Annotated in this window: 11 protein-coding genes; 7 read left to right on the top strand and 4 right to left on the bottom strand. The window is 60.7% G+C overall.

Annotated elements, in window-relative coordinates:
• Positions 1–126: 126 nt before the first annotated feature.
• The gene (gene tsf, locus JN403_RS24020) at positions 127–990 is read right to left on the bottom strand and encodes a translation elongation factor Ts (protein ID WP_122537362.1); all 864 of its coding nucleotides are present in this window, start codon (positions 988–990) and stop codon (positions 127–129) included.
• 186 nt (positions 991–1,176) lie between these two features.
• Positions 1,177–1,917: a 30S ribosomal protein S2 gene (rpsB, locus tag JN403_RS24025; RefSeq protein ID WP_037014262.1), complete on the bottom strand. Its 741-nt coding sequence runs from the start codon at positions 1,915–1,917 to the stop codon at positions 1,177–1,179.
• A 338-nt stretch (positions 1,918–2,255) separates the two neighbouring features.
• On the opposite strand from rpsB, the gene map reads away from it, so the two are divergent.
• The 3 genes from map to dapC all read left to right on the top strand — a co-directional run bounded on the left by map (position 2,256) and on the right by dapC (position 7,115).
• Positions 2,256–3,038 carry a type I methionyl aminopeptidase gene (gene map, locus JN403_RS24030; protein ID WP_205484590.1) on the top strand — a complete coding sequence of 261 codons (783 nt, stop codon included), beginning with the start codon at positions 2,256–2,258 and terminating at the stop codon, positions 3,036–3,038.
• 84 nt (positions 3,039–3,122) lie between these two features.
• Positions 3,123–5,822, top strand: coding sequence for a [protein-PII] uridylyltransferase (locus tag JN403_RS24035; protein WP_205484592.1), 2,700 nt, complete (start codon positions 3,123–3,125; stop codon positions 5,820–5,822).
• Positions 5,823–5,918: 96 nt separating this feature from the next.
• Positions 5,919–7,115, top strand: a complete 1,197-nt coding sequence (gene dapC / locus JN403_RS24040) for a succinyldiaminopimelate transaminase (RefSeq protein WP_205484593.1) — start codon at positions 5,919–5,921, stop codon at positions 7,113–7,115.
• A 30-nt stretch (positions 7,116–7,145) separates the two neighbouring features.
• Here the strand turns inward: dapC and JN403_RS24045 are convergent, their stop codons facing one another.
• Positions 7,146–8,792: a Na+/H+ antiporter gene (locus JN403_RS24045; RefSeq protein ID WP_205484594.1), complete on the bottom strand. Its 1,647-nt coding sequence runs from the start codon at positions 8,790–8,792 to the stop codon at positions 7,146–7,148.
• A 252-nt stretch (positions 8,793–9,044) separates the two neighbouring features.
• On the opposite strand from JN403_RS24045, the gene JN403_RS24050 reads away from it, so the two are divergent.
• The 4 genes from JN403_RS24050 (at position 9,045) to JN403_RS24065 (ending at position 12,145) form a co-directional block, all read left to right on the top strand.
• Positions 9,045–9,407, top strand: a complete 363-nt coding sequence (locus tag JN403_RS24050; RefSeq protein ID WP_205484595.1) for an ArsC family reductase — start codon at positions 9,045–9,047, stop codon at positions 9,405–9,407.
• 31 nt (positions 9,408–9,438) lie between these two features.
• Positions 9,439–10,473: a 2,3,4,5-tetrahydropyridine-2,6-dicarboxylate N-succinyltransferase gene (dapD, locus tag JN403_RS24055; RefSeq protein WP_122622956.1), complete on the top strand. Its 1,035-nt coding sequence runs from the start codon at positions 9,439–9,441 to the stop codon at positions 10,471–10,473.
• A 65-nt stretch (positions 10,474–10,538) separates the two neighbouring features.
• Positions 10,539–11,744, top strand: coding sequence for a cysteine desulfurase (locus JN403_RS24060; RefSeq protein ID WP_205484596.1), 1,206 nt, complete (start codon positions 10,539–10,541; stop codon positions 11,742–11,744).
• A complete protein-coding gene (locus tag JN403_RS24065; RefSeq protein ID WP_205484597.1) occupies positions 11,741–12,145 on the top strand; it encodes a SufE family protein in 405 nt (134 codons plus the stop codon). The genes JN403_RS24060 and JN403_RS24065 overlap by 4 nt, the downstream gene beginning before the upstream one ends.
• 368 nt (positions 12,146–12,513) lie before the next feature.
• Here the strand turns inward: JN403_RS24065 and tcdA are convergent, their stop codons facing one another.
• Positions 12,514–13,332, bottom strand: coding sequence for a tRNA cyclic N6-threonylcarbamoyladenosine(37) synthase TcdA (tcdA, locus tag JN403_RS24070; RefSeq protein ID WP_122537355.1), 819 nt, complete (start codon positions 13,330–13,332; stop codon positions 12,514–12,516).

The raw sequence follows: 13,332 nt of genomic DNA on the forward strand, positions 1-13,332 counted from the left end.
AGCCTCGTAGGCCCAACCCCTGCAAAAACAAATTCAGTGCAGCAATGACAATTCCGCATACCGCTTTGACAAAGAGGCTGCGCGCGTTAGCGGGCAGCCTCTTCGGGGCGACAGTTGGAAACCGTCTTATTGCTTGCTTGCAGCTACTTGAGCAGCGACTTCTTCAGCGAAGTTGTCGACTGGCTTCTCGATGCCTTCGCCTACTTTGAAGTAGGTGAAGGAAACGATTTCAGCGCCGGCTTTCTTGGCCAGTTCACCGACCTTGATTTCCGGGTTCTTGACGAACGCTTGCTCGACCAGGCTGGCTTCGGCCAGGAACTTGCTGATACGACCGCCAACCATCTTCTCGGCGATTTCAGCAGGCTTGCCTTTCAGCTTGTCTTCGTTCAGCTGCATGAAGACATTCTTCTCGCGCTCGATCGCTTCCGGGGAAACGTCCGAAGGCAGCAGGAACTCAGGGTTGGTCGCTGCTACGTGCATGGCGATGTCCTTCGCCAGCTCTGCGTCGCCGCCCTTGAGGACAACAACCACGCCAATCTTGTTGCCGTGCAGGTACGAACCCAGCACGTCGCCTTCGATACGCGCCAGACGACGAATGTTGACGTTCTCGCCAACCTTGCCGACCAGAACCAGACGATCAGCTTCCATCGCTTCAACCAGAGGCTCAACGGTGGTCAGCTTGTCAGCGAAGGCTTTCTCGACGCTCTTGGCGACGAATGCCTTGAAGTCATCCTGCAGAGCCAGGAAGTCGGTCTGGGAGTTGACTTCGATCAGGACTGCGGCTTTGCCGTCGTCCTTGATGGAGATGGCGCCTTCAGCAGCAACGTTGCCTGCTTTCTTGGCCGCCTTGATTGCGCCCGAAGCACGCATGTCGTCGATGGCTTTTTCGATGTCGCCGCCAGCCTTGGTCAAGGCCTTTTTGCAATCCATCATGCCTTCGCCGGTACGCTCGCGCAGTTCTTTGACCAACGCTGCAGTAATCTCTGCCATTTCAAAATCCTCTTGGATAGGTCTTCAACCATTCCACCCGCAAGACGGGCGTTCAAATTCTTGAAAATCCATGGTGACTGCTGCACATGACAATAAGATCGATGGCAACGTCAGATGGTTTTCGAGGTGGCAAAAAGGGGGCCAAGCCCCTTTTTGCGTACTGAGTCAACGCCAGGCGTTTGTTACTCAGCCTTCAACAGTTGCCGCTGGAGCTTCTTCAGCGTAAACGTCGGTGCCGCCAGCATTGTTGTTGCGACCACGGATCACAGCGTCAGCCATCGAACCCATGTACAACTGAATGGCGCGGATTGCGTCATCGTTGCCCGGGATGATGTAGTCAACGCCTTCAGGGCTGCTGTTGGTGTCGACAACGCCGATGACCGGGATACCCAGCTTGTTGGCTTCGGTGATCGCAATGCGCTCGTGATCAACGTCGATAACGAACAGAGCGTCTGGCAGACCGCCCATGTCCTTGATACCACCCAGGCTACGATCCAACTTTTCCAGATCGCGAGTGCGCATCAGCGCCTCTTTCTTGGTCAGCTTGGTGAACGTGCCGTCTTCTGCCTGGATTTCAAGATCACGCAGACGCTTGATGGAAGCGCGGATGGTCTTGAAGTTGGTCAGCATGCCGCCCAACCAGCGGTGATCGACGTACGGCGAACCGCAACGTGCTGCTTCTTCAGCAACGATCTTGCCAGCGGAACGCTTGGTGCCGACGAACAGGATCTTGTTTTTGCCCTGAGCCAGGCGCTCAACGAAAGTCAAAGCTTCGTTGAACATAGGCAGGGTTTTTTCAAGGTTGATGATGTGGATCTTGTTGCGCGCGCCGAAAATGTATTTACCCATTTTCGGGTTCCAGTAACGGGTCTGGTGACCGAAGTGCACACCGGCCTTCAGCATATCGCGCATGTTGACTTGGGACATGATAGTTCCTTGATAAGTCGGGTTAGGCCTCCACGTATCCCAATGACCAACCAGCGACTTGAGCCGAAGGCACCCAGGTCATCGTGTCGACACGTGTGTGGGTTAGAGCTTTCGGGGCAGACCCCGTAAAGCGGCGCATTTTATATCACAAAAGACTGGATAACGGAACTCGAAATAAGAGCCTGTTTTTCCGACGCTTTTGCCCCCTCGTGCCAGCGGTCGGACACCCTGCCCGCATCGATGGAGGACGCGATGATAACCCGGCTGACGACGGTCTGGTAGAATCGCGTTTTTTCCGTATCAAGCCGTGGCCCTGCCGCGCCGAGAGAGCCTGTTTAATGACCGTGACACTGAAAACCCCCGAAGACATCGAAAAGATGCGCATTGCCGGCCGCCTGGCTGCCGACGTCCTGGAAATGATCGGCGATTATGTAAAGCCTGGCGTGACCACCGAAGAACTGGACCGCATCTGCCACGACTACATCGTCAACGAGCAGAAGGCAATTCCGGCGCCGCTGAATTACAAGGGTTTCCCGAAATCCATCTGCACCTCGATCAACCACGTGGTCTGCCACGGCATTCCGAACGAGAAGCCGTTAAAGAATGGCGACGTGCTGAACATCGACGTCACCGTCATCAAGGACGGCTACCACGGCGACACCAGCAAGATGTTCCACGTCGGCAAAGTGCCGGAGTGGGCCGAGCGTCTGTCCCGCGTCACGCAAGAGTGCCTTTATAAAGGCATCGAAGTGGTCAAGCCCGGCGCGCACCTGGGCGATATCGGCGAAGTGATCCAGAAGCACGCTGAAAAGAACGGCTTCTCTGTCGTCCGCGAATACTGCGGCCACGGCATCGGCAGGGTCTTCCATGAAGAGCCACAAGTGCTGCACTACGGCGCGGCCGGTGATGGCATGGAGCTGAAAGAAGGCATGACCTTCACCATCGAGCCGATGATCAACCAGGGCAAGGCCGACACCCGCCTGCTGGGCGACGGCTGGACAGCCATCACCAAGGATCGCAAGCTGTCGGCCCAGTGGGAGCACACCATTCTGGTGACCGCGACCGGCTACGAAATCTTCACCTTGCGCAGTGATGACACCATCGCCCGCACCTCGGTCTGATCGCGGAGTCACTTGCGATAAGAGCCGGTACAGCCAGCACGGTCGGTTTAGCACGGTCGGTATAGATAGAAGGAAAGCAGTTCGATGCCGCAGGTGGACCCAGATTTGTTCGATCGCGGCCAGTTTCAGGCCGAGCTGGCATTGAAGGCCAGCCCCATACCCGCCTTCAAGAAAGCCATCCGTCAGGCGCGTGAAGTACTGGACGGACGCTTCAAATCCGGCCGCGAGATCCGCCGCCTGATCGAAGACCGTGCCTGGTTCGTCGATAACATCCTGCAACAGGCCTGGGATCAGTTCGATTGGAGCGAAGACGCCGACATCGCCTTGCTGGCGGTCGGCGGCTACGGTCGCGGCGAGCTGCACCCCTATTCCGACATCGACCTGCTGATCCTGCTGGACAGCGCCGACCATGAAGTTTTCCGCGATTCCATCGAACGCTTTCTGACACTGCTGTGGGACATCGGCCTGGAAGTCGGTCAGAGCGTGCGTTCGGTGGATGAATGCGTCACAGAAGCCCGGGCGGATCTGACGGTCATCACGAATTTGATGGAGAGCCGCACGATTGCCGGTCCCGAGCGACTGCGTCAGCGCATGCTCGCCGTCACCAGCACCCGCGAGATGTGGCCGAGCAAGGAGTTCTTCCTGGCCAAACGCGCCGAGCAGAAGAACCGCCACCACAAGTATTTCGACACTGAGTACAACCTTGAGCCCAACGTCAAAGGCTCGCCCGGTGGGCTGCGCGACATTCAGACCATTCTCTGGGTTGCCCGTCGCCAGTACGGCACGCTGAATCTGCACGCCCTGGCCGACGAGGGTTTTCTGCTGGAGAGCGAAAACGCACTGCTGGCGTCTTCCCAGGAGTTTCTCTGGAAGGTCCGCTATGCGTTGCACATGCTCGCTGGTCGTTCCGAAGACCGTCTGCTCTTCGATTACCAGACCAGCATCGCGCGCCTGCTGGGCTACGAAGACACCGACGCCAAGCTGGCCATCGAACGCTTCATGCAAAAGTATTACCGGGTGGTCATGAGCATCGCGCAGCTCAGCGATCTGATCATCCAGCACTTCGAAGAAGTCATCCTCGCAGACGACGACGGCACGGTCACCGAGACCATCAACTCGCGCTTCCAGCTGCATGACGGCTACATCGAGGCGACCCATCCGAACGTGTTCAAGCGCACGCCGTTCGCGATGATCGAGATCTTCGTGCTGATGGCGCAGCGCCCCGAAATAAAGGGCGTGCGGGCCGACACCATCCGGCTGCTGCGCGAGCATCTGTACCTGATCAACGACGATTTCCGCAACGATATCCGCAACACCAGCTTGTTCATCGAGCTGTTCAAATGCGAGATCGGCATCCATCGCAATCTGCGGCGGATGAACCGCTACGGCATTCTCGGGCTGTACCTGCCGGAGTTCGGCCACATCGTCGGGCAGATGCAGCACGACCTGTTCCACATCTATACGGTCGACGCTCACACGCTGAACCTGATCAAGCATCTGCGTAAGTTGCAATACACGCAGGTGTCAGAGAAATTCCCGCTCGCCAGCAAGCTCATGGCCAGACTGCCCAAGCCCGAGCTTATTTATCTGGCCGGGCTTTACCACGACATCGGCAAGGGCCGCGGCGGCGATCACTCGGAACTGGGCGCGATCGACGCCGAGGCGTTTGGCACCCGTCACCACTTGCCACAGTGGGACACCCAGCTGATTGTCTGGCTGGTGCAGAACCATCTGGTGATGTCGACCACCGCCCAGCGCAAGGACCTGTCCGACCCGCAGGTGATCCACGACTTCGCCCAGTTCGTCGGCGATGAAGTGCATCTGGACTACCTGTACGTGCTGACCATCGCGGACATCAACGCGACCAACCCGACGTTATGGAATTCCTGGCGTGCCAGCCTGTTGCGCCAGCTGTACACCGAGACCAAGCGCGCGCTCAAGCGTGGGCTGGAAAACCCGGTCGACCGCGAGGAGCAGATCCGTCGCACGCAAAGCGCCGCCCTGGATATTCTGGTGCGCAGTGGCACCGATCCCGACGACGTCGAGCAATTATGGTCGCAACTGGGTGATGACTATTTCCTGCGTCACACCGCAGGCGACGTGGCGTGGCACAGCGACGCGATTTTGCAGCAGCCGGCCGATGGTGGCCCGTTGGTGCTGATCAAGGAAACCACCCAGCGCGAGTTCGAAGGCGGCACGCAGATCTTTATTTATGCACCCGACCAGCACGACTTTTTCGCCGTGACCGTGGCGGCGATGGACCAGCTGAACCTGAACATTCACGACGCCCGGGTCATCACCTCCACCAGCCAGTTCACCCTCGACACCTACATCGTGCTCGACAGCGAAGGCGGTTCGATCGGTGACAACCCGGAGCGCATCAAGGCCATTCGCGATGGACTGACCGATGCGCTGCGCAACCCCGACGACTACCCGACCATCATCAAACGTCGTGTCCCACGTCAGCTGAAGCACTTTGCGTTCGCGCCCGTGGTGACGATTTCCAATGACGCTCAAAGGCCGGTCACGGTGCTTGAACTCAGCGCGCCGGATCGTCCCGGGCTGCTGGCGCGACTGGGCAAGATTTTCCTGGAGTTCGATCTGTCATTGCAGAACGCCAAGATCGCCACGCTGGGCGAGCGCGTAGAAGACGTGTTTTTCCTGACCGATGAAAACCACCAGCCGCTGTCCGATCCGCAACTGTGCCGACGCCTTCAGGATGAAATCGTCGAGCAGCTCAGCGTCAACTCCGAGCCCGGCAGCGAATTGCGCATCAGCATTTGAACCGGCCAGGACGGCACGACTTAACGACTTGATTCAACGGCGCCTTGCCACCTCGTGACCACGAGTGCGGGCGCCCAGCCTTGAGAACGATTCGACATGAATAACGCCCTGCAGCAGCTCCAGCCCTACCCTTTCGAGAAACTTCGCGCGTTGCTCGGTGCCGTTACACCGAATCCGGACAAACGTCCGATCGCCCTGTCGATCGGCGAACCCAAGCACAAATCGCCGCAGTTCGTCGCCAAGGCGCTGGCCGACAATCTCGATCAAATGGCGGTCTATCCGACCACAGCCGGGATTCCTGCATTGCGTGAAGCCATCGCCCACTGGTGCGAACGCCGTTTCAGCGTGCCAGCTGGCTGGCTGGATGCAGCAAAACACGTGCTGCCGGTCAACGGCACCCGCGAGGCGTTGTTCGCGTTTACCCAGACGGTCGTCAATCGCGCTGATAACGGCCTGGTGATCAGCCCCAACCCGTTCTACCAAATCTATGAAGGTGCGGCGTTTCTGGCCGGTGCCACACCGCACTACCTGCCCTGCCTGGCCGAGCACGGTTTCAATCCGGATTTCGACGCCGTCAGCGCCGACATCTGGGATCGCTGCCAGATTCTGTTCCTGTGCTCGCCGGGCAACCCGACCGGTGCGCTGATCCCGCTGGATACCCTGAAGAAACTCATCGCCTTGGCCGACAAGCACGATTTTGTGATCGCGGCGGACGAGTGCTACAGCGAGTTGTATTTCGACGAAGCGACCCCGCCCGCCGGCCTGCTCAGCGCCTGCGCCGAACTGGGTCGTCAGGATTTCAAGCGTTGCGTGGTGTTCCACAGCCTGTCCAAGCGCTCGAACCTGCCGGGCCTGCGCTCGGGTTTTGTCGCCGGCGATGCCGACATTCTCAAGGCATTTCTGCTGTATCGCACTTACCACGGCTGCGCGATGCCGGTGCAGACGCAACTGGCGAGCATCGCGGCCTGGGGCGACGAAGAACACGTGCGCGCCAACCGCACGCTGTACCGGGAAAAGTTTGACGCCGTGCTGGAAATCCTTAGCCCGGTCATGGACGTACAGCGTCCCGACGGCGGCTTCTATCTGTGGCCCAACGTCGGGACTGACGATGCGAAGTTCTGCCGTGATCTGTTCGTCACTGAGCACGTGACCGTGGTGCCGGGGTCATACCTGTCCCGCGAGGTCGACGGCTTCAACCCCGGCGCCGGCCGGGTGCGCATGGCACTGGTTGCACCGCTGGCCGAGTGCATCGAAGCCGCGCAGCGTATTCGCGAGTTTGTGACGAGCCGCTGACATCCCGCCGACTGAGGCTGGCTATAGGCCTCAGTGCGCCAGCCCCAGATTGGCTTCATTAAGATCGAGTTCCGCCAGCACCAGGCGCAGCACGTCATCGCCAATCTGGTGGTGACGGTGCAGGTTGTACAGTTCCAGACGCTGGGCACGCAGGGCGTTGAGGCGCATGCGTTTCTCCAGTTGGTCCATCTGGAATGCCAGGGCCTGGGCTTCGGCGGTGTCGTTGAAGATATCCAGACGCTGGCGGTATTCGGACATGATCCGCGCTTTTACTTCTATCGCGAGCACAGCCTGTGCGGCCTCGGGTGAATCCGTGGCCGCCGGGATCGCTTCGTTTTCCAGTGTCTTGATTGCCGCCTGGGCCGTACGCTTCCAGGCGTCCCTCACTTCGCGCTTCATGCGCATGTCCGGTTCATTGACCTGCCCACGCAGCAGCAGTGGCAAACCGATGCTCGCCGACACCAGCGACAGCAGGATCACCCCGGCAGCAATGAAAATCAGCAAGTCCCGCTCTGGAAAGTCGACGCCGGCGCTGATCAGCATCGGCACCGACAATGTACCCGCGAGCGTGACGGCACCGCGCACCCCGCCCACGGTCAGCAGCAATGACGAACGGGTCGACAGATCCAGCGTGCCATCGCCCCTGCCGCGCCAGCGCCGAATCTGGATCATCAGCCGCCAGACGCTTTGCACCCAGATGTAACGCAACACCGCCAGCACGACGAAGATCGCCAGCACATCCAGGCAACGCCACAACAAGGTCGGCCACAGCGTGGCTTCATGGTGGGTAACGGCGGTGATGATGTCAGGCAGCTGCAAGCCGAGCAGCAGGAAGATCAGGCCGTTGAATGCAAATTCCAACAGGGTCCACACGCTGCGATTGAGCAGTCGGGTGGTGGTCTGGCGGGGCAGCAGATCGACCCAGCTTTGCATCATCCCCGCCGCCACCGCCGAGAGAATTCCGGACAGTTCAAGCCGCTCGGCAAGGACGTAAGCGGCGAACGGCAGCAGCAACATGAAGACGACGTGGGTCGCCGGATCATCCCAGCCCCGGGTGATCATCCAGCTTCGCAGACGCCCCACCATCCAGCTGAGCGCAACGCCAACGGCAAGACCGCCACAGGCCACCAGCACAAAATTCAGGCTGGCATCGGTCAGGGAAAACACCCCGGTGATGGCGGCTGCGAGGGCAAACTTGAAGGTCACCAGGCCGGTTGCGTCATTCATCAACGCTTCGCCCTGAAGCATGCGCATGATCGGCGCAGGCAGCCGGTCCTGGGCGATGGCCGAGACCGCCACGGCGTCGGTCGGGGACAGCACCGCTGCCAACGCGAAGGCGACAGGCAAGGGAATGGAAGGCAGCAGCCAGTGGATGAAGTAGCCGGCGCCGATCACGGTGAAAATCACCAGCCCGACCGCCAGGGTCAGAATGGCGCCGCGGTAGCGCCAGAGGTCGCGCTTGGGCATCCGCCAGCCATCTGAAAACAGCAGGGGCGGCAGGAACAGAAACAGGAACAGCTCAGGGTCGAGTGCCACGTGCAGGCCCAGCGTCGGCCAGGCGAGCAAGGCACCCGCAGCGATCTGTACCAGCGGCAGCGGCAGCGGAATCACCCGGGCCAGCAATCGCGAGACACCTACCAGCGTCAACAAGATAAGGACGGTATAGGCTGTTTGCATTGCGTGTTCCCCAAGCGTTGACTCATGACTGACATCGGCAACAGACCGGATGCGTCCGGCAAAGTGCCCATATTAGTGCCTGTAACGGTCATGGGTTCCTGATACATCATGAGTGGCCAACCGCCGTCGCCGCCAGACATGGCGCGTAAACACGGGTCAAGTAGACAAAGCGTCGGCCCGCCGCGCTTACCCTGCGTGTACGTGGCATAATCCTCCACCGTTTTTTTCAACCGTCCCGAAAGGAGCAGGCCGATGGCCAAGGAAACCCACACGTTGCACCTGTTTGGGATCAAGGCGTGCGACACGATGAAGAAGGCGCGCACCTGGCTCGATGAAAAATCGGTGAATTACGATTTCCACGACTACAAGACCCAAGGCATCGACCGCGACCACCTGACCCGTTGGTGCAACGAGCATGGCTGGCAGACGGTACTCAACCGCGCCGGCACGACCTTTCGCAAACTGGACGAGGCGCAGAAAGCCGACCTCGATCAGGAAAAGGCCATTGAGCTAATGCTCGCTCAGCCGTCGATGATCAGGCGCCCGGTGCTGGATCTTGGCGACAAAACCCTGATTGGCTTCAAACCCGAACTGTACGCTGCGGCTATCGCCTGATTGAGATAGCCCTAAATAACGAGGTATCTGCATGTCCACTTCTCTGTTCAGCCTGGCCTTTGGCGTTGGCACACAAAACCGTCAAGGCACCTGGCTGGAAGTTTTCTACGCCCTGCCACTGCTCAACCCGTCGGCTGAAATCGTCGCCGCGGTCGCACCGATCCTGGGCTACACCGGTGGCAATCAGGCCATCGCATTCAACACCGACCTGTCCTCGCGTCTGGCCAATGCCCTCAAAGGCATCGACGACGCCCAGGCCGCGCTGCTGACCCGGCTGGCCGAGAGCCACAACCCGCTGGTTGCCACGCTGCTGGCCGAAGACGCCGCGCTGACCTCCACCCCCGAGGCTTACCTCAAGCTGCATTTGCTCTCCCATCGACTGGTCAAGCCCCACGGCTTGAGCCTGGCCGGCGTGTTCCCGCTGCTGCCGAACGTCGCGTGGACCAGCCAGGGCGCCATTGATCTGGGCGAGCTGGCCGAGCGTCAGCTGGAAGCCCGCCTGAAAGGCCAGTTTCTGGAGGTCTTCTCGGTGGACAAATTCCCGAAAATGACCGACTACGTCGTGCCGGCCGGCGTGCGCATCGCTGACACCGCCCGCGTGCGTCTGGGCGCATACATCGGCGAAGGCACCACCGTGATGCACGAAGGTTTCGTCAACTTCAACGGCGGCACCGAAGGCCCGGGCATGATCGAAGGCCGTGTGTCGGCTGGCGTATTCGTCGGCAAAGGTTCGGACCTGGGCGGCGGTTGCTCGACCATGGGCACGCTGTCGGGCGGCGGCAACATGGTGATCAAGGTCGGCGAAGGCTGCCTGATCGGCGCGAACGCCGGCATCGGCATTCCGTTGGGCGATCGCAACACCGTTGAAGCCGGTCTCTACGTCACTGCGGGCACCAAAGTGGCGCTGCTGGATGACAAGAACGAGCTGGTCAAGGTTGTGAAGGCCCGAGAACTGGCCGGTCAACCGGACCTGCTGTTCCGTCGTAACTCGCAGACCGGCGCGGTGGAATGCAAATCCCACAAGTCGGCCATCGAGTTGAACGAAGCGCTGCACGCTCACAACTGATCGATGCTGCGTGCGGGTTCGGTTTCCCTCGGGGCTCCGAACCCGCCTCAACGAGCGTGACTGATATGCCCCTCATTTCTCCCTGGCGCGCTGACTTTCCGGCCATCGACGCCCTGCAACGGCAAGGCCAGACCTACTTGGACAGCGCCGCCACCGCACAAAAACCCCACGCCCTGATCGACGCCACGGTGCATTACTACGCCAACGGCGCAGCGAATGTGCATCGCGCCCAGCACCTGCCGGGCGCCATGGCGACCCAGGCCTTCGAGGACACGCGACGCAAGGCCGGCGAATGGCTGAATGCCGGAGCGTCCGGGCAGATCGTTTTCACCCACGGCGCCACGTCCGCGTTTAACTTGCTCGCTTACGGTCTGGAGCACGTGTTTCAGGCCGGCGACGAGATTGTCATCAGCGCCCTGGAGCATCACGCCAATCTGTTGCCCTGGCAGCAGCTCGCCCTGCGTCGCGACCTGAAGCTGGTGGTGCTACCGATCACCGACGCCGGCGTGATTGATGTGGAAGCCGCCGCCGAGCTGATTACTTCACGCACCCGTTTGCTGGCGGTCAGCCAGCTGTCAAACGTGCTCGGCACCTGGCAGCCGGTTCGGCAACTGGTCGCGCTGGCCCGAGCCCATGGCGTGCTGACGGTGATTGATGGCGCCCAGGGTGTCGTCCATGGCCGACACGATGTGCAGGACATCGGCTGCGACTTCTATGTGTTCTCCAGCCACAAGCTCTATGGCCCGGATGGCGTGGGCGTGCTGTTCGGGCGACATCAGGCGCTGGCACAGCTGCAGCATTGGCAGTTCGGCGGCGAAATGGTCCTGCAGACCGGTTACCAGACGGCTACGTTTCGTCCTGCACCGCTGGGCTTCGAAGCAGGCACGCCGCCCATCAGCGCGGTGATCGGTCTCGGCGCGACGCTGGATTACCTCAATGGCCTCAACCAGTCCGCCGTCGCCGAATACGAAGCGTGCCTGCATGAGCGGTTGCGCGCCGGGTTGATGCTGCGCGACGGTGTGCAGGTGCTGGGCGATCCCCATGTGGCACTGGTGAGTTTCGTGGTCGAGGGCGTACACAATGCCGATCTTGCGCACCTGCTGACCGAGCAAGGCGTCGCGGTTCGCGCCGGTCACCACTGCGCCATTCCGTTGATCAGTGGCTTGGGCCTCTCCGGCGCGATTCGGGTGTCGCTGGGGCTGTACAACGATTCCGAGGACCTGGAGCGGTTTTTCAGTGCTCTGGATCAGGCATTGGAGGTGTTGCGATGAGCCTGCCAATCGAGGCGCAGACGGCGCTGGAAACCTTCAACGGGTCATTGAGCTGGGAGCAGCGGGCGCGGCTGTTGATGCAATGGGGCGACCGCCTGCCACCCATGAGCGACCAGGAAAAGACCGACGAGCGTCTGGTGGACGGCTGCGAGAGCAAGGTCTGGCTGGTGGGCGACGTGATCGACGGGCACTGGCAGTTCCGCGCCGCCAGCGATGCGCGGTTGATTCGGGGGCTGGTGGCGTTGCTGCTGGCCCGGGTCAATGGCCTGTCGTCGCAAGCACTGCAGGAAGTGGATCTGGTTGAGTGGTTCACGCAGTTGGGATTGACCCGTCAGCTGTCGCCATCCCGCAGCAACGGGCTGAATGCGGTGTTGCAGAAGATGCGGCAGCTCGCACGGTAGAGATGCCCCGTCGTCCAGGCGCCGCGCTGTTGCGCAGCAAACATGAGACTTGGGGGAGCGATCGGGGTGGCGCTCCACCTTGCTCGCGAAGACTGCTTACAGCCGCCGAAAATTCAGGGGATGTAAGACCTTATTCGCGAGCAAGCTCGCGCCCACAAGGGGTCCCGAGCAACACTTTGGAATCTTCGGCGTACACAAAACCTGTGGGAGTGAGCTTGCTCACGAAAGGGCCGTTCAACCGCTGGATATATAGCGGATGTACCGGCCTCTTCGCGAGCAAGCTCGCTCCCACAGGTAGTTCATTTGCAGGACTATCGGCGGCTGTTCACAAAGGAGGCGTCAGCAAGATTGCTCCCACGCCTCGACCTTCAAGCCGCCGGCTGCGCCTTGGCTCGCTCCGACGGCCGTCGCACGCCGGCGACGATTTTGTCCACGGCCTTGGTCGCGGCGACCATCCCGAAAGTGGCAGTGACCATCATCACCGCGCCAAACCCGCCCGCGCAGTCCAGCTTCACGCCATCGCCGACGAAGCTTTTCTGCAGGCAGATGCTGCCGTCCGGCTTGGGGTAGCGCAGTTGCTCGGTGGAGAACACGCACGGCACGCTGTAGTGGCGGGTGACGGTGCGAGAAAAGCCGTAATCGCGGCGCAGGGTCGAACGCACTTTGGACGCCAGCGGATCGTTGAATGTCCGGTTGAGATCGCAGACCTGAATCAGGGTCGGGTCGATCTGGCCGCCCGCGCCACCGGTGGTGATGATCTGGATCTTGCGGCGTTTGCACCAGGCGATCAGCGCGGCCTTGGCGTTGACGCTGTCGATGCAATCGAGCACGCAGTCGATGTCCGGCGTGATGTATTCGGCCATGGTCTCGCGGGTGACGAAGTCGGCGACGGCATGAACGACGCAATCGGGATTAATCTCTCGCAGACGGTCGGCCATGACCTCGACCTTGGCGCGGCCAACGGTGCTGCTCAGGGCGTGCAACTGGCGGTTGCTGTTGCTGACACAGACGTCGTCCAGATCAAACAGGGATATTTCGCCTACGCCACAGCGTGCCATGGCTTCCGCCGCCCAGGAACCCACACCGCCAATGCCGACCACCGCCACGTGGGCCGCGCGCAGGCGTTCCAGGCCCTCAATGCCGTACAGGCGGGCAACGCCAGCGAAACGCGGATCTTCTGTACTCAT

Source organism: Pseudomonas sp. 15A4, from assembly GCF_016925575.1.
Classification (GTDB): domain Bacteria; phylum Pseudomonadota; class Gammaproteobacteria; order Pseudomonadales; family Pseudomonadaceae; genus Aquipseudomonas.

Excerpts from the sequence above, each read along its gene's own strand:
- tsf (WP_122537362.1), bottom strand. The coding sequence starts at position 990 with ATGGCAGAGATTACTGCAGCGTTGGTCAAAGAACTGCGCGAGCGTACC.
- rpsB (WP_037014262.1), bottom strand. The coding sequence starts at position 1,917 with ATGTCCCAAGTCAACATGCGCGATATGCTGAAGGCCGGTGTGCACTTC.
- map (WP_205484590.1), top strand. The coding sequence starts at position 2,256 with ATGACCGTGACACTGAAAACCCCCGAAGACATCGAAAAGATGCGCATT.
- JN403_RS24035 (WP_205484592.1), top strand. The coding sequence starts at position 3,123 with ATGCCGCAGGTGGACCCAGATTTGTTCGATCGCGGCCAGTTTCAGGCC.
- dapC (WP_205484593.1), top strand. The coding sequence starts at position 5,919 with ATGAATAACGCCCTGCAGCAGCTCCAGCCCTACCCTTTCGAGAAACTT.
- JN403_RS24045 (WP_205484594.1), bottom strand. The coding sequence starts at position 8,792 with ATGCAAACAGCCTATACCGTCCTTATCTTGTTGACGCTGGTAGGTGTC.
- JN403_RS24050 (WP_205484595.1), top strand. The coding sequence starts at position 9,045 with ATGGCCAAGGAAACCCACACGTTGCACCTGTTTGGGATCAAGGCGTGC.
- dapD (WP_122622956.1), top strand. The coding sequence starts at position 9,439 with ATGTCCACTTCTCTGTTCAGCCTGGCCTTTGGCGTTGGCACACAAAAC.
- JN403_RS24060 (WP_205484596.1), top strand. The coding sequence starts at position 10,539 with ATGCCCCTCATTTCTCCCTGGCGCGCTGACTTTCCGGCCATCGACGCC.
- JN403_RS24065 (WP_205484597.1), top strand. The coding sequence starts at position 11,741 with ATGAGCCTGCCAATCGAGGCGCAGACGGCGCTGGAAACCTTCAACGGG.
- tcdA (WP_122537355.1), bottom strand. The coding sequence starts at position 13,332 with ATGAGTACAGAAGATCCGCGTTTCGCTGGCGTTGCCCGCCTGTACGGC.